This is a genomic window from Geodermatophilus poikilotrophus (assembly GCF_900111455.1).
Taxonomy (GTDB): Bacteria; Actinomycetota; Actinomycetes; order Mycobacteriales; family Geodermatophilaceae; genus Geodermatophilus; species Geodermatophilus poikilotrophus.
Genome location: NZ_FOIE01000007.1, coordinates 187,148 through 205,326, shown reverse-complemented (window position 1 = coordinate 205,326; position 18,179 = coordinate 187,148). Strand labels below are relative to the sequence as shown.

15 protein-coding genes and 1 tRNA gene are annotated in these 18,179 nt (G+C 74.6%); 12 read left to right on the top strand and 4 right to left on the bottom strand.

Annotated features, from left to right (window positions below; translation table 11 throughout):
- The first annotated feature begins 103 nt into the window (after window positions 1-103).
- The 3 genes from BMW27_RS16850 (at window position 104) to BMW27_RS16840 (ending at window position 3,962) form a co-directional block, all read left to right on the top strand.
- Complete coding sequence (locus BMW27_RS16850; protein ID WP_091446098.1) at window positions 104-568, top strand: DUF1707 SHOCT-like domain-containing protein; 465 nt, start codon at window positions 104-106, stop codon at window positions 566-568.
- 80 nt (window positions 569-648) lie between these two features.
- A complete protein-coding gene (locus BMW27_RS16845) occupies window positions 649-1,026 on the top strand; it encodes a nuclear transport factor 2 family protein (RefSeq protein ID WP_175486541.1) in 378 nt (125 codons plus the stop codon).
- A gap of 260 nt (window positions 1,027-1,286) precedes the next feature.
- Window positions 1,287-3,962: a putative bifunctional diguanylate cyclase/phosphodiesterase gene (locus BMW27_RS16840; RefSeq protein WP_091446095.1), complete on the top strand. Its 2,676-nt coding sequence runs from the start codon at window positions 1,287-1,289 to the stop codon at window positions 3,960-3,962.
- A 76-nt stretch (window positions 3,963-4,038) separates the two neighbouring features.
- Here the strand turns inward: BMW27_RS16840 and BMW27_RS16835 are convergent.
- Window positions 4,039-4,121 (bottom strand) — tRNA-Leu (locus BMW27_RS16835).
- A 182-nt stretch (window positions 4,122-4,303) separates the two neighbouring features.
- Between BMW27_RS16835 and BMW27_RS16830 the strand changes: the two genes are divergently transcribed.
- The 7 genes from BMW27_RS16830 (at window position 4,304) to pknB (ending at window position 13,816) form a co-directional block, all read left to right on the top strand.
- A complete protein-coding gene (locus tag BMW27_RS16830; protein ID WP_245743658.1) occupies window positions 4,304-5,119 on the top strand; it encodes an FHA domain-containing protein in 816 nt (271 codons plus the stop codon).
- A 13-nt stretch (window positions 5,120-5,132) separates the two neighbouring features.
- Window positions 5,133-5,597, top strand: coding sequence for an FHA domain-containing protein FhaB/FipA (locus tag BMW27_RS16825; RefSeq protein ID WP_091446091.1), 465 nt, complete (start codon window positions 5,133-5,135; stop codon window positions 5,595-5,597).
- A 28-nt stretch (window positions 5,598-5,625) separates the two neighbouring features.
- The gene (locus tag BMW27_RS16820) at window positions 5,626-7,074 is read left to right on the top strand and encodes a PP2C family protein-serine/threonine phosphatase (protein ID WP_091446089.1); all 1,449 of its coding nucleotides are present in this window, start codon (window positions 5,626-5,628) and stop codon (window positions 7,072-7,074) included.
- A complete protein-coding gene (locus BMW27_RS16815) occupies window positions 7,071-8,492 on the top strand; it encodes an FtsW/RodA/SpoVE family cell cycle protein (RefSeq protein ID WP_091446087.1) in 1,422 nt (473 codons plus the stop codon). Before BMW27_RS16820 ends, BMW27_RS16815 begins: the two co-directional genes overlap by 4 nt.
- A complete protein-coding gene (locus tag BMW27_RS16810) occupies window positions 8,489-9,931 on the top strand; it encodes a peptidoglycan D,D-transpeptidase FtsI family protein (protein WP_091446085.1) in 1,443 nt (480 codons plus the stop codon). The genes BMW27_RS16815 and BMW27_RS16810 overlap by 4 nt, the downstream gene beginning before the upstream one ends.
- On the top strand, window positions 9,931-11,754 hold the full coding sequence (locus BMW27_RS16805) for a serine/threonine-protein kinase (protein ID WP_091446083.1): 1,824 nt from the start codon (window positions 9,931-9,933) through the stop codon (window positions 11,752-11,754). The genes BMW27_RS16810 and BMW27_RS16805 overlap by 1 nt, the downstream gene beginning before the upstream one ends.
- A gap of 127 nt (window positions 11,755-11,881) precedes the next feature.
- A complete protein-coding gene (pknB, locus tag BMW27_RS16800) occupies window positions 11,882-13,816 on the top strand; it encodes a Stk1 family PASTA domain-containing Ser/Thr kinase (protein WP_091446081.1) in 1,935 nt (644 codons plus the stop codon).
- Window positions 13,817-13,926: 110 nt separating this feature from the next.
- Here pknB and BMW27_RS16795 read toward each other — a convergent pair whose 3' ends face one another.
- Both BMW27_RS16795 and BMW27_RS16790 read right to left on the bottom strand, forming a co-directional pair.
- A complete protein-coding gene (locus BMW27_RS16795; protein WP_091446079.1) occupies window positions 13,927-14,583 on the bottom strand; it encodes an aminodeoxychorismate/anthranilate synthase component II in 657 nt (218 codons plus the stop codon).
- A gap of 73 nt (window positions 14,584-14,656) precedes the next feature.
- Complete coding sequence (locus BMW27_RS16790; RefSeq protein WP_245743657.1) at window positions 14,657-15,394, bottom strand: DUF881 domain-containing protein; 738 nt, start codon at window positions 15,392-15,394, stop codon at window positions 14,657-14,659.
- Between the two features lie 98 nt (window positions 15,395-15,492).
- Between BMW27_RS16790 and crgA the strand changes: the two genes are divergently transcribed.
- Window positions 15,493-15,765 carry a cell division protein CrgA gene (gene crgA, locus BMW27_RS16785; RefSeq protein ID WP_091446075.1) on the top strand — a complete coding sequence of 91 codons (273 nt, stop codon included), beginning with the start codon at window positions 15,493-15,495 and terminating at the stop codon, window positions 15,763-15,765.
- 526 nt (window positions 15,766-16,291) lie between these two features.
- Here crgA and BMW27_RS16780 read toward each other — a convergent pair.
- Window positions 16,292-17,452, bottom strand: coding sequence for a thiolase family protein (locus BMW27_RS16780; protein WP_091446073.1), 1,161 nt, complete (start codon window positions 17,450-17,452; stop codon window positions 16,292-16,294).
- 201 nt (window positions 17,453-17,653) lie between these two features.
- On the opposite strand from BMW27_RS16780, the gene BMW27_RS16775 reads away from it, so the two are divergent.
- Window positions 17,654-18,061: a PH domain-containing protein gene (locus BMW27_RS16775; RefSeq protein ID WP_091446071.1), complete on the top strand. Its 408-nt coding sequence runs from the start codon at window positions 17,654-17,656 to the stop codon at window positions 18,059-18,061.
- Window positions 18,062-18,179 lie beyond the last annotated feature (118 nt).

Genomic DNA, 18,179 nt, shown 5'->3' with positions numbered 1-18,179 from the left:
GCCGCCGTCCTGACGCGTTCCACGTGGAACCCGTGACGTCCGTCAGTACCGCGGGGGCCCGCCCCGGGAAAGACTGGAGCCCCGACCCGAGGAGGCCACCCCGATGCCCCAGCCGCACCTGCGCGCCGCCGACGCCGACCGCGCCGCCGTCGCCGCCCAGCTGGGTGAGCAGATGAGCGCCGGGCGGCTCACCGTCGTCGAGTACGACGAGCGCCTGGCCCGCGCCTACGCCGCCCGGACCTACGGTGAGCTCGAGGAGCTCACCGCCGACCTGCCGCGCCCGGCCGCACAGCCCCCGGCACCCGCTCCGGTCCTTCCGCAGCCCGCCGCCGCCCACGGCTGGCACCACGGAGGCTGGAGCGGCGGGCCCTCCCGCGAGGCGGCCTGGCGCAACTGGGCCGTGACCGCCCTCATCGTGCTGGTGGTCTGGACCGCCACGGTCATCGGCTCGGGGGAGCTCCGCTACTTCTGGCCGATCTGGGTCATCGGCCCGTGGGGCGCGGTGCTGCTCGCCCAGACGCTCGGCCGAGGCCGCGGCGACGACGACGACCGTCGCAGACTGACCTGACGGCAGGGGTGAGGGTGGCTGGAGCGGGTACACCGACGCCGACCGCCCACGCCGCAGACCGGGGGACCCCGATGCACTCCATGACCGAGCGCTTCACCGATGCGCTGCACCGGATCGACAGCGACCGCGACGTCCAGCCCATGGTGGACCTCACCGGGGACGACGCCCAGCTGGTCAAGCTCGACGAGCACCACGAGACCCGGGGCAAGGACGGCGCGAAGACCTTCTGGGAGGACTACCGCAACGTCTTCGGCGACCTGGAGACCACCTTCACGCACAGCGTCGTCGGCGAGGACAGCGCCGCCCTGGAGTGGACCTCGACCGGCACCCTGCGCAGCGGCAAACCGTTCCGGTACCGCGGGGTGACCGTCATCGAGGGCGACGAGGACCGGCTCACCGGGGTCCGCACCTACTACGACTCCGCGGCCTTCCTGCAGGAGCGGGCCGGTACGGCCTGAGGGAGGCCCCACGCCCCCGATCCAGGAGGGGGTCACCGGCGCGGGGGCCCCGGGGAGGTGTCCCCGGGGCCCCGTCACGCCGGTGGGCACGGCCGGGGTCGGCAGGTGTGCCGCTGGACAGTCCCCCGGCAGCGTGCCCCTCGCGACCGGCACACCGGCGCCGGCCGGCCACCGGTGCCGGGCCGCACCCCCGGCGTCCACGTGACCCGTGGGGGTGAGCCGCGGTCAACCACCGCGCCGGACGGGCCGACCCACCCCGCATGAGTTCCACCCGCCCACCGGCCGGGCACGCTGCCCGACGCGGGGCTCCCCTCTGGCTGTACCTCACGGCCCTGGTGCTCGTCCCGCTGCTCGGCGTCGCCGGGCTGACCACGGTGCTGGTCCGCTCCGCGGTGGTCGACGCCGACAGCGCCGCGCGCGCCGCGGCGGCCGTGGGTGCCGTCGCGCAGCTGGACGCCGTCCGCAGCGGGGTGGCGCACGAGGTGATCCCCTCGCTGTCCCTGACGGTCATCGAGGACCCGGCCAGCGCGGCCGAGCTCGGGGTGCCCGTCGAGCAGGTGGCCGCCCAGCGCCAGCTGGTCCTGGGCCTGCTGCAGCAGAGCCGGGCGGTGACCGACGGCGTCCTGAGCTCGGCCCCGGCGGATCCCGCCGGCTCGTCCCCCCTGGGCCGCGCCGCCGGGGAGCTCGCGGAGCTGCGCGCTCACGTGGACGCGCACGACCTGCGCGTGGACCTCCTCCACGACCGGTACCTGGCGCTCCTCGACGACCTGGGCACCGCACAGGAGGAGGCGGTCGCCGCAGCCGCGTCCGAGCAGGTCCCGGTCGCCACGCTGAGCGCCACCCGCGACGTGCAGCTGGTGGGGGAACTCGTCACGGCGGCCATCCGGCAGATGCCGGACTTCTTCGGCGCCCAGCTCGGCGGGGACCGGTCGGCCGACTTCCGGCAGGACTGGCGGGCCGGCTGGGCGGCCTACACCGACGCCCAGCAGATGATGAGCCAGCTCGCCCAGGCCGCCCTGCGTGCGGAGTGGCAGGAGATCAGCACCTCCCCGGAGGTGACCACGGTCGACGGCGTGCTGGCCACCCAGGCCGGCGGCACCACCGCGGCTCCGTTGCCGCTCCCGGACCTGGTGCGGCTGGTGATCGCGACCTCGGCCCGCGACACCGCGCTGACCGGCCTGCTGGACAGCGCCGTGGACCGGGCCCAGGACCTCGCCGCCGCGGACCGCGACCGGGCCACGCAGCACCGCGACCTCCTCCTGGCTCTCGGTGCCGGGCTCGTGCTGGTCTCGCTCCTCGGCGCCCTGCGGGTCGGGCGGAGCATCTCGCGCGCCCTCGGCCTGCTCGCCGACCGGGCCGAGCACATCACCCAGGGGAGCCTGGTGGACGTGGAGAGCGTGGGCCCCCGCGAGGTGCGCACCGTCTCGCGGGCCCTCGCCTCGGCCGTCGCCGGGCTGCGCCGCATCCAGCACCAGGCGCGGGCCATCAGCCGCGGGGACCTGTCCCACCCCGTCCTGGACGAGCCCCTCCCCGGGCCACTCGGCCAGCTCCTCCACGCGTCCGTCGAGCAGCTCGTCAGCGCCATCCGCCAGCGGGACACCCTGCAGTCCGCGCTGGCGCACCAGGCCGCGCACGACCCGCTCACCGAGCTGCCCAACCGGGCGCAGGCACTGTCCCTGGTCACGGCTGCGCTGCACCGCGGTCGGCGTTCGGGCTCCATGACCGGCCTGCTGTTCGTCGACCTCGACGGCTTCAAGGCGGTCAACGACGGGCACGGCCACGCGGCGGGGGACGAGGTGCTGCAGGAGGTCGCGCGCCGGCTGAGGGAGTCCGTGCGTCCCGGGGACGTCGTCTGCCGGCTCGGTGGGGACGAGTTCGTCGTCCTCGTCGAGGAGGCCGGGTCCGGACGCGACCTCCAGGGCCTCGCGGAGCGGCTGATCGGGTCGGTCAGCGAGCCGATCACCGCCGATGGCCGCCAGGTGCGGATCGGCGCCAGCATCGGGATCGCCGTCTGCCGCGACGCGGACACCGACGCCGACGCGCTCATCGCCGAGGCCGACACCGCCGCCTACCGCGCCAAGGACCGCGGACGTGGCCGGGCGGAGATGTTCGACGAGGCGCTGCGCCTGCAGCTGAGCGCCCGGTCGGAGATGGCGGCCGCGATCGCCGCCGGCCTGGCCGCCGGCCAGATGCGGCTGCACTACCAACCCGTGGTCGACCTGTCCGCCGGCCGGTTGAAGGGCTACGAGGCCCTGGTGCGCTGGGAGCGGCCGGGCGTGGGGATGGTGCCGCCCAACGACTTCATCCCCGTGGCCGAGGAGAGCAGCCTGATCTGCGACCTGGACCGCTGGGTCCTGCACGAGGCGACCCGCCAGCTGGCGGAGTGGCGGCTCGAGGACCCGGTCGAGCCCGGTGAGCCCGAGCCCACCGTCGCGGTGAACGTCTCCGGCCGCCATCTCGCCGACCGGCGCATCCTGCAGGACGTCGCGGACGCCCTGGAGGCGTCGGGCCTCCCGCCCCGGTTGCTCGTCCTGGAGGTCACCGAGACCGTGCTGGTCAACGAGCCCGTGGCGTTCGGCCACCTCGCCGCGCTGCGGGACCGGGGCATCACGATCGCGATCGACGACTTCGGCACCGGCTACACCTCGATCGGTCAGCTGGGGAACATGCCGGTGGACACCCTCAAGATCGACCGCAGCTTCGTCGCCTCGACGCAGCCCGGGCACTCCGAGCTCGTGGCCCTCATGATCCGCGCCGCCCACACCTTCGGGCTCACCGTGGTGGCCGAGGGCGTGGAGGAGGTCGAGCAGGTGGAGTGGCTCAAGGACCAGTCGTGCGACCAGGCGCAGGGCTACCTGCTGTCCCGACCCCTGCCCCCGGCCGACGCAGCGGCCCTGCGCCGGCCGGCGGTGGGTGCCGTCCGCGCCCACCGCTGAGCCGCCGGGCGGGACGGCGGGACCACGACAGCAGCGAGGCCCCGGGGACTCCCCGGGGCCTCGCTGTCGCTGTGTGTGGGCAAGGGGGGAGTTGAACCCCCACGTCCTCACGGACACACGGACCTGAACCGTGCGCGTCTGCCATTCCGCCACTTGCCCTGGCGCGGAACGACACTAGCAGCCGGTCCGTGGACCCCGAGGAGGGGGTCGGACGTCCGCCCGGCGGGTCCGGTGCGCACCCGGGGAACGTGAGTCGGTCCCCGGCTGGCGAGTCCGTTGACGGCTACGATCATCGGTGGCAGACCGGACGACCGCGCGAACACGAGGGAGCGACTGTGGGTGTGCTGCAGCGCTTCGAGCGGCGGCTGGAGGGCATGGTCGGACTGGCCTTCGCCCGGATCTTCAAGGGCAAGGTCCACCCGGCCGAGATCGCCAAGGCCCTGACCCGCGAGGCCGACGAGCAGCGCTCGGTGATGGGCGAGGGCCGGGTCCTCGCCCCGAACATCTACGACGTCCGACTGGGCTCCACGGACTACGAGCACCTCGCCGAGTGGTCCGAGCAGCTGGCCACCCAGCTCGCCGACATGGTCACCGAGCACATCGAGGGCGAGGGCTACCAGGTCTTCGACGCCGTGCAGGTGCGTCTGGAGCGCGACGACGAGCTGCCCACCGGCGTCTTCGAGGTCAGCTCGCACGTCGCCGACCCGTCGGCGAAGCCGGGTCCCCGCCTCGACGAGCCGGTCGGCCCCCGCAGCGGCGCCGTCCCGCCGCTGCCCCCGCTGCCCCCGCTGCAGGGCGGCCGGATGGCCACCGACACCGGCCGGCAGTCGCCCTCGAGCGTGATCGGGCGCGCCGGCAGCCGCCCCGGCGCGACCCACGTCCTGGTCGTCGACGGCCCCGGCACCCGGCACGAGCTGACCACCGGGCGCAACGTCATCGGCCGCGGCACCGACGCCGACATCCGGCTCCCGGACACCGGGGTGAGCCGCAAGCACGTCGACGTCGTCCTGGACAACGGGACGGCGATCGCCGAGGACCTCGGGTCGACCAACGGCACCCTGGTCAACGGCCGGCGCATCACCCGCCAGCCGCTCGCCGACGGCGACGTCATCCGCATCGGCCACTCGGTGCTGGTCTACCGGCAGGACGGCGCGTGAGGCGGGTCGCGCCATGACGGCCGAGATCGTGCTGCAGATCTTCCGCTTCGGCTTCCTCCTGCTGCTGTGGCTGTTCATCTTCGCCGCGTTCCGGGTGGTCCGGGCCGACCTGTTCGGCGGCCGCGCCGGGCGGGTGGCGTCGGTGCCGCCGCGCGCGGCCGCGCCGGGGAAGAAAAAGGCCCGCGGGGGCCCGAAGACGCTCGTCGTCACCGCCGGCCCGCTCACGGGCACCAAGATCACCCTGGGCGACCAGCCGATCCTCATCGGTCGCGCCGACGACTCGACCCTGGTGCTCACCGACGACTTCGCCAGCTCCCGGCACGCGCGGCTGACCAACCGCGGCGGCCAGTGGTACGTCGAGGACCTCGGCTCCACCAACGGCACCTACCTCGACCAGCAGCGCGTCCAGGGCCCGCTCCTCGTCGGGCCGGGCCAGCCGATCCGCATCGGACAGACCGCCCTGGAGCTGCGCTCGTGACCCGCCGCACCACGGGGAGCCACCCCCGATGAGCCTCGCGCTGCGCTACGCGGCCCGGTCCGACCGCGGCCTGGTCCGCGGCAACAACCAGGACTCCGTCTACGCCGGGCCGCGGCTGCTCGCCGTCGCCGACGGCATGGGCGGGCACGCGGCCGGCGACGTCGCCAGCAAGGTCGTCATCGCCGCGCTCGAGCACCTCGACGACGACGCGCCCTCCGGCGACATGCTGCAGGCGCTGCGCGAGGCGGTCTTCGACGGCAGCGAGCACCTGCGCGAGGTCATCCGCGAGTCGCCGCAGCTCGAGGGCATGGGCACCACGCTCACCGCCGTCCTGTTCGCCGGCGGCCGGCTGGCGCTGTGCCACGTCGGGGACTCGCGCGCCTACCTGCTGCGCGACGGCGTGCTGCAGCAGATCACCCACGACGACACGTTCGTCCAGACGCTGATCGACGACGGGCGCATCACGCCCGAGGAGGCCAACCACCACCCGCAGCGCTCGCTGCTGCTGCGCGCCCTCAACGGCCAGGACGTCGACCCGGACCTGTCGATGCGCGAGGCCCGCGCCGGCGACCGCTACCTGCTCTGCTCCGACGGGCTGTCCGGCGTGGTCAGCGAGGAGACCCTCGCCGAGGCCCTGCAGGACCCCGACCCGCAGTCGACCGCCGACCGGCTCGTCGAGCTGGCGCTGCGCAGCGGCGGGCCCGACAACATCACGGTGATCGTGGCCGACGTCGTGGAGGACGACGGCGAGGGCACCTACCCGGTCGAGCCGGTCGTCGACGGCGCCGCGGGCGACAACGTCGGGCAGCGCGCGGTCGACCCGCGCTCGGCCGCCGGGCGGGCCGCGCTGGCCGACCCGCGGCCGGAACCGCCGGCCGCCGGGTCGGGTGGGGGTGCCGGCAGGGCGGCCGCGCCGTCCCCGCGCCGCCGCCGGCGCCGCGTGCTGGGGGCGCTCGCCGCCGTCGTCCTGCTCGGCGCGGCCGCCGTCGGCGCCTACCTGTGGGTGCTCTCGAACTGGTTCGTCGGCGTGCAGGCGACCGACGCCGGGGAGCGGGTGAGCGTGTTCCGCGGCCTGGACACCTCGCTGCTCGGCGTGGACCTCAACCAGGTCTCCGACGTCACCGACCTCCCCGTCACCGACCTCACGCCGGCCGCCGCGAGCAAGGTGCAGCGCGGCATCGACGCCATCGACGCCGAGCACGCCGAGCGCATCGTCTCCACGCTGCGCGGGCAGCGGCTGCCGTTGTGCCCCGCCGTCGAGGACGATCCCGCGCCGTCCGCGGCCGCCCCCGTCCCGACACCCCCGGCGTCCCCTCCGCCGGCCCCGGACGGCGCGGCGCCGACCGACGCCGCCCCCACCGACGCCGCCCCGACCGACGGCGCTCCCATCGACGCCGCTCCCACCGCTCCCGCGCCGACGTCGCAGCGCGCCACGGCGACGCTCGAGCCCGGGGTGGACTGCCGGGAGGCCCAGTGACCGCCGGCCCCACGACCGACCCCCGCGCCGCAGCAGCGGGGACGGCGACCCCGCCCAAGCGCCGGGGCACCGAGCTGGCCCTGCTCGGCTTCGCCGTCCTCATCACGCTGGTCGCCCAGGCGATCGTCGACCTCACCGTCACCGGCTCGCTGACCACCGAGCTGGCCACCTTCGGCCTGTGGTTCACGGCGCTGTGGACCGTCGCGCACCTCGTCGTCCGCAGGTGGGCGCCCTACGCCGACCCGCTGCTGCTGCCGGCGGTCGCACTGCTCATCGGCCTCGGGCTGTCCTTCATCCACCGGCTCGACCTGGCCGCCCGGCAGGCGGGCAGCACGGTCAGCCGGGAGGACGCCCCCGTCCAGCTGGTGTGGGCCACGCTGGGCCTCGTCCTGTTCGTCGGCGTGCTCCTGGTGCTGCGCGACCACCGGCTGCTGTCCCGGTTCGCCTACACGCTGGCCCTGATCGGCCTGGTGCTGCTGGCCATCCCGGCGGTGCTGCCGGCCTCGCTGTCGGAGGTCAACGGCGCCAAGATCTGGATCCGGGTGGCCGGCTTCAGCATCCAGCCCGGCGAGTTCGCCAAGATCTGCCTGACCGTCTTCTTCGCCGCCTACCTGGTCGACAAGCGCGACGTCCTGGCCCTGGCCAGCCGTCGCGTCATGGGCCTGGAGCTGCCGCGCGGCCGCGACCTCGGCCCGGTGCTGGTGGCCTGGGGGCTGTCGATCCTGGTGCTGGTCTTCGAGCGCGACCTGGGCAGCTCGCTGCTGCTGTTCGGCATCTTCGTCGTGATGCTCTACGTGGCCACCGAGCGGGCCAGCTGGCTGGTCATCGGCCTGGGGCTGTTCGCCGGCGGCGCGCTCATCGCCTACCAGCTGTTCGGCCACGTCCAGCAGCGCGTCGACTCCTGGCTCGACCCGTTCGAGTACTACGACGGCTCGGGCTTCCAGGTGGCGCAGGCGCTGTTCGGCCTGGGCACCGGCGGGCTGTTCGGAGCCGGGCTCGGCGGAGGCCGTCCCGACCAGGTGCCGGTGGCCAAGAGCGACTTCATCGCCGCGGCCGTCGGCGAGGAGCTGGGGCTGTTCGGCCTGGTCGCGGTGATCATCGTCTACCTGGTGCTGGTCGAGCGCGGCCTGCGGACCTCGTTGATCGTCCGCGACGCCTTCGGCAAGCTGCTGGCCGCGGGCCTGTCGTTCGCGATCGCCTGGCAGGTGTTCGTCGTCCTCGGCGGGGTCACCGGACTGCTGCCGCTGACCGGTCTCACCACGCCGTTCCTCGCCTACGGCGGCTCGTCGCTGGTGGCCAACTTCGTGCTGGTCGCCGTCCTGGTGCGGATCAGCGACGCCGCCCGTCGCCCGGCCGCCCCCACCGGGCCCCCGAAGCCGGCGCTCGGTGACGCCCCCACCGAGGTGGTGCAGACGTGAACGCCCCGCTGCGCCGCGTCGCGATCAGCGTGCTGGTCCTGTTCACGCTGCTGATCGTCAACGTCAACGTGATCCAGGTGGTCCGCTCCGAGGAGCTGCGCTCCGACGGCCGCAACACCCGCGTGCTCGCCGAGGAGTACGACCGCGAGCGGGGCTCGATCGTCGTGGCCGGCACCGAGATCGCCAACTCGATCCCGACCGACGACCGGCTCACCTACCTGCGCCAGTACGCGAACGGCCCGGTGTGGGCCCCGGTGACCGGCTACTACTCGCTGGTGTACGGCAACGTGCAGATGGAGCGGGCCGCGAACGGGGTGCTCTCCGGCACCGACGACCGGCTGTTCGTCCGGCGCCTCGCCGACCTGTTCACCGGGCGGGACCCCTCCGGCGGCGACGTCGTCCTGACCACGGACCCGGCGGTGCAGGAGACGGCGATGGCCGGCCTGGAGGGCGTCACCGGCGCGGTCGTGGCCCTCGACCCCTCGACCGGCGCGGTGCTCGGCATGGCAAGCACCCCGACGTACGACCCGAACCAGCTCTCCAGCCACGAACCGGCCGCCATCCGCGAGTACTCCGACCAGTTGGACTCGCTGGAGATCGACCCCCGGCTCAACCGGGCGATCGACGCGCGCTACTCCCCCGGCTCGATCTTCAAGGTGGTCGTCTCCGCCGCTGCGCTGGCCAGCGGCGAGTACACGTCCGACACCGTCGTCCCGGCGCCCGACGAGCTGACCCTGCCCCAGTCGACGTCGACCCTGGAGAACTTCGGGGGCTCGGCCTGCGACCCCAGCGGCCAGCAGAGCCTGATCGACGCGCTGACGATCTCCTGCAACACCGCGTTCGCCCAGCTCGGCATCGACCTCGGCGAGGAGCGGGTGCGGGAGATGGCCGAGGCCTTCGGCATCACCGGCGAGGGCTTCGACATCCCGCTGACCGTGGAGGGCAGCACGCTCGGCGAGATCGAGAACGACGCCCAGCTCGGGGTCAGCTCGATCGGCCAGCAGGACGTCCAGCTCACCCCGCTGCAGGCGGCGATGATCGCCTCCGCGGTGGCCAACGACGGGACGCTGATGAGCCCCTACCTCGTCGACCAGGTGCGCGCGCCGGACCTGTCGGTCATCGACCAGACCGACCCCGACGAACTCGGCGAACCGGTCTCGGCCGACGTCGCCGGCGAGTTGACCGAGATGATGACCAGCGTCGTGGAGAACGGCAGCGGCCGGCGCGCCCGGATCCCCGGTGTGACGGTCGCGGGCAAGACCGGGACGGCGGAGAACGCCGGCCCCGACCACAACTGGTTCATCGGGTTCGCCCCGGCCGACGACCCCCAGATCGCCGTGGCGGTCTTCGTGGCCAACGGCGGCGGCACGGGCGGCGACGTCTCCGCCCCCATCGCCCGGGACGTCATGCAGGCCTACCTCGACGGGCAGGGCGGCTGATGGCACTGTCGACCGGGACGATCCTCGCCGGGCGCTACGAGATCACCGCACCCATCGCCACCGGCGGCATGGGCGAGGTGTGGCGGGCGCGGGACCGCGTCCTCGACCGCGTGGTCGCCGCCAAGGTGCTGCGCAGCGAGTTCACCGGTGACCCGAGCTTCGTGGCCCGCTTCCGCAACGAGGCCCGGCACACCGCCGCGCTGTCCCACCCCAACATCGCCTCGGTCTACGACTACGGCGAGACCGAGGACGAGCGCGGCTCGCAGCTCGCCTTCCTCGTCATGGAGCTGGTCGAGGGCAAGCCGCTGGTCACGATCCTCCACGAGGAGGGCAAGCTCCCGGTCGACTGGACGCTGCACGTCCTGGGCCAGTCGGCCGACGGGCTGTCGGCGGCCCACCACGCCGGCGTCGTCCACCGCGACATCAAGCCGGGCAACCTCATCGTGCGCCCCGACGGCGTCGTCAAGCTGACCGACTTCGGCATCGCCCGGGCCCGCGACGCGACACCGCTGACCCGCACCGGCATGGTCGTCGGCACCGCCCAGTACCTCTCCCCCGAGCAGGCGCAGGGCTTCGAGGTCACCGCCGCCTCCGACGTCTACTCCCTGGGCGTGGTCGGCTACGAGTGCCTGACCGGCGGCCGGCCCTTCGACGGGACGTCGCAGGTCGCGGTGGCCCTGGCGCACATCAACCGCCCACCGCCGCCGCTGCCGGCGAACGTGCCGCCCGCGGTGCGACAGCTGATCGAGCGCGCCCTGGCCAAGGACCCGGCCGACCGCTTCGCCGACGGCGCCGCCTTCGCCGCCGCCATCCGGTCGGTGGCCTCCGGGAACGGTCTGCCCGCCGCCGCGCCGGGGACGACCCCGCCGCTCCCGGTCGGGGCCGCCCCGACCGCGCAGACCGAGGTCGTCGACGACCTCGCCGACTCCCGCACCCAGGTGCTGGGTGCCGCCTCGGCCGGGGGCACCGCCACGGGGGCGCGCACGTCGGTGGGCGCCATGCCGCCGCTGCGCCGCACGGAGGACGACGACGAGGACGACCGGTACGCCGCGCCGCTCACCCGGGACGACGGCCGCCGGCGCAACCGCTGGCTGTGGCTGGTCGCCGGCCTGGTGCTGCTCGCCCTGCTGGGTGGCGGGCTGTGGGCCCTGCTGCGTCCCGACGGGGCGGACTCCCCCGCCGCCGACGCCGCTCCCTCAACCTCGGCACCCGCGGCGTCGGCCCCGAGTGCCCCCGGGACCGTGTTCGTGGACAGCACCGGCTACGTCGGCGACCCGGTCGACGACGTCGAGCAACTGCTGACCGACCAGGGCCTGCGGGTGACGACGGAGGAGGCGAGCGCCGCGCAGCTGGCCGAGCTGGGCCAGGCGCTCGACGAGGGCGACGTCGTCACCACCGACCCCTTCAACGCCAACGTGGCCCCGGACTCGGCCGTCACGCTGTACTACGCGCCCGCCGACTACGCGCCCGGCACCGGCGACGGGGGCACCGGGGACCAGGACCAGGTCCCCGCGGACCCGACCACCGCGGCCCCGACCCGGACCACCGCCGCGGCCCCGAGCACGAGCAGCGGCCAGGGCGACCAGGACGGCGGCAACGGCCAGGGCAACGGCCGGGGGAACGGCCAGGGCGACAGGCAGGACACCGACCCGGGCACCGACACGGGGGGCGGCAGCGGCACGGACGAGGACGGCGCCACGACGCCGGAGCCCACGCTGCCCGGCAGCACGCCGACGGCGACCGTGCCCGGTGGCCCGACCGACCCGCCGGCCGGCAACGCCCAGGGCCAGCAGATGGCTGGGGAATCGGGCCCGGCGGCGTGAGCCCCGCCCCTCGCGCCGCCCGGATGGTGGGCGCCGCAGCGGTTACGCTGCCCGGCGGCCCAGCCGTCCGCTGCGCTCCGCCGGGCCGCGCCCGGTCTCAGGACCGCACCGCCCGAGAGGACCTCCGATGACCACGCCCCAGGTGCTCGGCGAGCGCTACGAGATCGGCGGGGTGCTCGGTCGCGGCGGCATGGCCGAGGTGCACCGCGGCCGCGACCTGCGCCTCGGCCGCGAGGTGGCGGTCAAGGTGCTGCGCAGCGAGCTCGCCCGCGACCCCTCCTTCCAGGTCCGCTTCCGCCGGGAGGCGCAGGCCGCGGCCTCGCTCAACCACCCGGCGATCGTCGCCGTGTACGACACCGGCGAGGACCGGTCGTCCAGCGGCGCCACCCCGTACATCGTCATGGAGTACGTCGAGGGCGAGACCCTGCGCGACGTGCTCCGCCGGGAGGGCGTGCTCTCCCCGGCGCGGGCGATGGACTTCGCGGCCGACATCTGCGCCGCCCTGGACTTCAGCCACCGCAACGGCATCGTGCACCGCGACGTGAAGCCCGGGAACGTGATGGTCACCCCCCAGGGCACGGTCAAGGTCATGGACTTCGGCATCGCCCGGGCGGTGTCGGACTCCGCCGCGACCATGACGTCCACCGCCGCGGTGATAGGGACCGCCCAGTACCTCTCCCCCGAGCAGGCCCGCGGCGAGAGCGTCGACGCCCGCTCGGACGTGTACTCGGTCGGCTGCCTGCTCTACGAGCTCGTCACCGGGGCGCCGCCGTTCACCGGCGACTCACCCGTCTCGGTGGCCTACCAGCACGTGCGCGAGGACCCGCGCCTGCCGTCGTCGGTGAACCCGGCCATCCCGCCGGAGCTCGACGCCATCCTGCTGAAGGCGCTGAGCAAGAACCCGGCGAACCGGTACCAGTCGGCCGCCGAGATGCGCAACGACCTGCTGCGGGCGATGGCCGGCCAGCCGGTCGAGGCCACGCCGGTGATGGGCGACGCCGAGAAGACCGCCATCATCGGCACCCCGCCCGGCGGGTACGGCGACGGCGACTGGGACGACGAGGACGACGACGCTGCCCGCAAGCGCCGGCGCAACCGCATCATCGCCGCCGTCATCGCCGGCGTGCTGGTCCTCGGCGGCGTGATCGCCGTGGCGCTGCTGATCGGCTCCGACGGTGAGGAGGCGCCGGCGGCGACCCCGACGGCCACGCAGGTGTCCGTGCCGAACGTCGCCGGCCAGGACCAGGCGACGGCGACCCGCAACCTCGAGGCCGCCGGCCTGACCGTCGGCACGGTGACCACCCAGGTCACCGGTGACGAGTCCCAGGTCGACACCGTCCTGGGCACCGACCCGTCGAGCGGCACCCAGGTCGCCCAGGGCAGCACCGTCGACCTGGTCGTCGGCGTCGGCCCGGACACGGTGGAGGTCCCCGCCGTCATCGGCCTGGACGTCGACCGTGCCGAGGCCACCCTGGCGAACGCCGGCTTCGAGGACGTGCAGACCGAGGAGGTCGACTCGCTCTCGCCCGCCGACCAGGTCACCGACGTCACCCCCGGCGAGGGTCAGTCGGTCGACCCGGGCACGACCGTGACGCTGCAGGTGTCCGACGGCACCGCCGCCGTGCCCGACGTGACCGGTCAGCAGCAGGCGGCGGCCACGCAGGCGCTGCGGAGCGCGGGCTTCACCAACGTCACCCCCGAGCAGGTGGAGTCCGACCAGCCCGAGGGCACCGTCGTCGCGACCGACCCCTCCGGCGGCGAGCAGGCGGCCGCGGACGAGCCGATCACCCTGCAGGTCTCCAGCGGTCCGGCCGAGCCGGAGACGGTCACCGTCCCGGACGTGGTCGGTCAGCTCCAGGCGACGGCCCAGGCGCAGCTGCAGGCCGCCGGCTTCTCGGTCGACGTCCGGGAGGTCCCGGCCGGCGACGAAGCCGACGTCGGCGTGGTCCTCTCCACCAGTCCGGCCGGCGGCAGCGAGGCCGATGCGGGCAGCACCGTGACCATGACCGTCGGGGCGGTTCGCCAGACGACGCCAGGCGGGGGCGCCGCACCGCCGGCCTGAGACGGGAGCGGGGCCCCTCCCCCACACCGCGGAGGGGCCCCGCTGCCGAGAGGTCGGTCCCTGCAGGCTCCCGCCGCGAGCCTGCGAGTGGCGGGGCAGGGGGTCCTCCGTCAGGCCGTCGTGGCCACCGTGGTGAGCCGGTGGGCCGCGGCGCTGGCCGCCTCCACGGCGGCCGGGTCCGGGGTCAGGCCACAGGCCTCCAGCCAGGTGGCGAGCATCCGGTGGCCGCCCTCGGTGAGCACCGACTCGGGGTGGAACTGCACTCCCTCGATGGGCAGCTCGCGGTGCCGCAGCGCCATGACGATGCCCGAGGGCGTCGTCCCGGTGACCTCCAGCTCGGCGGGCACGGTGTCGCGGTCGACGGCGAGGGAGTGGTAGCGGGTCGCGGTGAACGGGGACGGCAGCCCGGCCAGCACGCCCACGCCGTCGTGCACCACCTGGCTGGTCTTGCCGTGCAGCAGCTCCGGTGCGCGCACCACCTCGGCGCCGAACGCCGCACCGATCGCCTGGTGGCCCAGGCACACGCCCAGGACCGGCGTGCCCGCCTCGGCGGCGGCCCGGACCATCGGCACGGTCACCCCGGCGTCCGCGGGCGTCCCCGGACCCGGGGAGAGCAGCACCCCGGCCACGTCGAGGTCGGGCAGCTCGTCGACGGTGACGGCGTCGTTGCGCCGCACGACGCACTGCACGCCCAGCTGGCCCAGGTACTGGACCAGGTTGTAGACGAAGCTGTCGAAGTTGTCGACGACCAGGACGGGACGGCTCACGGTCCCTGTGTACCAAAGGACCCCGTGCCCCTGCCCGGCCCCGTCCAGGGCATGGCCCCCGGCGCGCGGGACCTCAGCCGTCAGCGGCGGTGGCGTGCTCCATGGCCGGTGGGCCGTCGTAGCCGGGCAGCGTGAGCGCCGCCCGCGGCTGGACGGCGAAGCCCAACCCGTAGTCCTCCACCGCCTGCCGGAACACCTGCACCTGCGGTGAGGCGGCCAGCTGGGCGCGGATGGCGTCGGCGTCCCCGATGGCGGTCACGACGAACGGCGGGGAGTACGTGCGGCCCTGCAGCAGCAGGACGTTGCCGACGCAGCGGACGGCGCTGGTGGCGATCAGCCGCTGGTCCATGATCGCCACCGCGTCCGCGCCGGAGGCCCACACGGCGTTGACGACGGCCTGCACGTCGGACTGGTGGATGACGACGTCGTCGGGGCGGGCGCCGATCGGCAGCGAGCCGTCCGGCCGCCGCGGCGCGTCGTCGAGGGTGATCTCCACCCCGGGACCGGTGAGGGCCACCAGGCCGGCGGACAGCGCTCCGGCCTGACCGGCGTCCCGGGCGGCGGCCACGTCACCGTCGCGGGACGCCGCCTGGTCGGTGAGGGCCTGCACCTGCGCCTGCAGCGCCGCCAGCTGGTCCTCCTGCGCGGCGACGACGTCCCCCCGGGCAGGGATGAGCGCGGAGAGCTCGGTGGCCTCGCCCCCGCGCAGGTCGGTGCCCTGGGCGGTCTGGCTCGAGGTGGCGAACAGCAACCCCGCCGCCAGCGCCACCACGGGCACCAGCGCGGCCCAGGCGGCACTCCCACGGGTCATCCGTGGGCGCAGGGTGCGGGCTGTGGCCACACCTGGAGCTTAGGCTGGGGAACGGTCACGGCCGGTCGCGACGGACCGGCCCCGGAGGGAGTACGACGGTGCCCAAGTCCAAGGTGCGCAAGAAGTCGGTCTACACGCCGCCGCAGGGCACCCTGCAGTCCGGGACGACGCACGCGCGGGCCGTCCAGCCGAGCCCGCGCTGGTACGCCCCGCTCATGGTCGCCCTGATGCTGCTGGGGCTGCTGTGGATCGTCGTGTTCTACGTCGCCGGGGAGCTCATCCCGTTCATGGCCGACCTCGGCGTGGCGAACTTCGCCATCGGCTTCGGCCTCATGGTGGCCGGCCTCGTCATGTCGATGCGCTGGCGCTGAGGTAGGCCCCCGCCCACCCCGCTCCCCGCACGCTCGAGGCGGTGCCGGCAGGGGCGGTACCCCTGCACGAGGCCCTCGTCCCACATGGGACGGGGGCCTCTCGTCTGTCACCGGTCGGATACGCACAGTGTTGTCCACAAGCAGCGTTGTGCACAGCGACTCGACGCTGTCCACAGGTCGACAAAGCGCTGAACCCCCAGGGTTGTCCACGACGTGTGGAGAACGGGTGTTCGACCGCGTGGCTCTGACCTGCGGTTTGACCAGAGGTGTGGCAGGTGTGACGAGAAGGGCACCCCAGTAACTACACCCCTGTGAGTCCATCCCCAGCTGTGCACACAACTGTGGACGAGTCGACATGGCGCCAGCCGCGGGACGGGAGCCCAGGTGCCGACGTACCCGTCGTGTGATAGCGCGACACGCGGCCTGACCACGGCAGATCCCGGTCGCCACAGGCGTCGTCCCCAGCACGGCGACGGCCCCCGGTCCGCAGGGGACCGGGGGCCGTCGTCGGGCGCCTGTGGAGATCTCAGTCGGTGACGAGCTCCAGGATGGTCGCGTTGGCCATCCCACCGCCCTCGCACATCGTCTGCAGGCCGTAGCGGGTGCCGGTGGCCTGCATGGTGTGGACGAGCGTGGTCATGATGCGCGCGCCCGAGGCGCCCAGCGGGTGGCCCAACGCGATCGCGCCACCGCGCGGGTTGAGCCGGCCGGCGTCGGCCCCCGTCTCGGCCTGCCAGGCCAGCGGCACCGGCGCGAACGCCTCGTTCACCTCGAAGACGCCGATGTCCCCGACCGACAGGCCTGAGCGCTGGAACAGCTTGTGCGTGGCCGGGATGGGCGCCGTCAGCATGATGACCGGGTCGTCGCCGGCCATGACGGTCGTGTGGATGCGCACCAGCGGGCGCAGGCCGAGCTCGCGGGCCCGCTCCGAGGTGGTGACCAGCAGCGCGGCCGAGCCGTCGGAGATCTGGCTGGCGTTGCCGGCGCTGATGACGCCGTCCTCCTTGAACGGGGTCTTCAGCGACCCCAGCTTCTCCAGGGTGCCGCCGGGGCGGATCCCCTCGTCGGCGCTCACCACGATGCCGTCCGGCGTGGTCACCGGGACGATCTCCTCCTCGAAGGCGCCGTCGGCCTGCGCCTTGGCGGCCTTCTCGTGCGAGGCGAGCGAGTACTCGTCGAGTTGGGTGCGGGAGAAGCCCCAGCGCTCGGCGATCATCTCCGCGCCGATGCCCTGGTTGGGGAAGACCCCGCCGTAGCGCTCGAGGAAGCGCGGCCCCAACGGCTTGCCGGCCGAGCCGTCCGCCCGGGCGGCGCCCATCGGGACCCGGCTCATCGACTCGACGCCCCCGGCGACCACGACGTCGGCCTGGCCGCTGATGACCGTGGCGGCGGCGAAGGCCACCGACTGCTGCGAGGAGCCGCACTGCCGGTCGATCGTCGTCCCGGGCACCGACTCCGGCCAGCCCGCGGCGAGCACGGCGTTGCGACCGATGTTGAACGTCTGCTCGCCGACCTGGCTCACGCAGCCCCAGAAGACGTCCTCGACCACGGCCGGGTCGATGCCGGTGCGTTCCACCAGGGCGTCGAGCACGGCGGCGGACAGGTCCACGGCGTGCACGCCGGACAGCCCTCCGCCCCGCTTGCCCACCGGGGTGCGCACCGCGGCGCAGATGACGGCATCTCGCATGACCACTCCTCGTCGACGTGGGCGGCGGTCCACCCACCGTGGCGCCGATCGTAGGACGTCCACGCACCCGTCCCCTGGCCCCGTCCAGGGGCTCGCAGGCTCCCTGCAGGGTCCCGCCGCGAGCCTGCGAGTGGCGGGGGGCAGGGGGTCCTCTCCCGAGGCGTGAGGGGACGGGGTCCTCCTGCTGGGAGGCTGGACGGCGTGGAGTGGTCACCGCGCGCCGGGGAGTCGGCGGTGCCGGCGGTCACGGGGCTCCTGCTGGGGCTGGCGACCGTGTTCCTCGACCCGCTCGGGCGGGTCCTCGTCGGCGCGGCCGCCGTCCTGCTGCTGGCGCTGGCCGCGCGCGACCGCCTGCTCCGCCCCCGGCTGGCCGCCGGACCGGCCGGGGTCGCCGTCCGCCGGCTCAGCGGCACCACCGAGCTGCCGTGGGCGCGGCTGCGGGTGCGGGTGCGAGACACGCGGCGCTGGGGCGTGCGCTCCCGGCTGCTGGAGCTGGACACCGCCGCCGGACCGGACGACGACGGCGAGCTGGTGCTCCTCGGCCGCCGGGACCTGGGTGCCGACCCGGGCGACGTCGCCCGGGCGCTGCACGCGCTGCGTCCCGGCTGACCGACGGAGCAGACGTCCGGGGCCGGCCCCGTCCAGGGGCTCGCCGCCGGCCTGGTGACGGACGGGAACGGCCACCCTCCAGGGGCCCGCGCCGAGCCCTGACGGCTCCCTCGCGGGG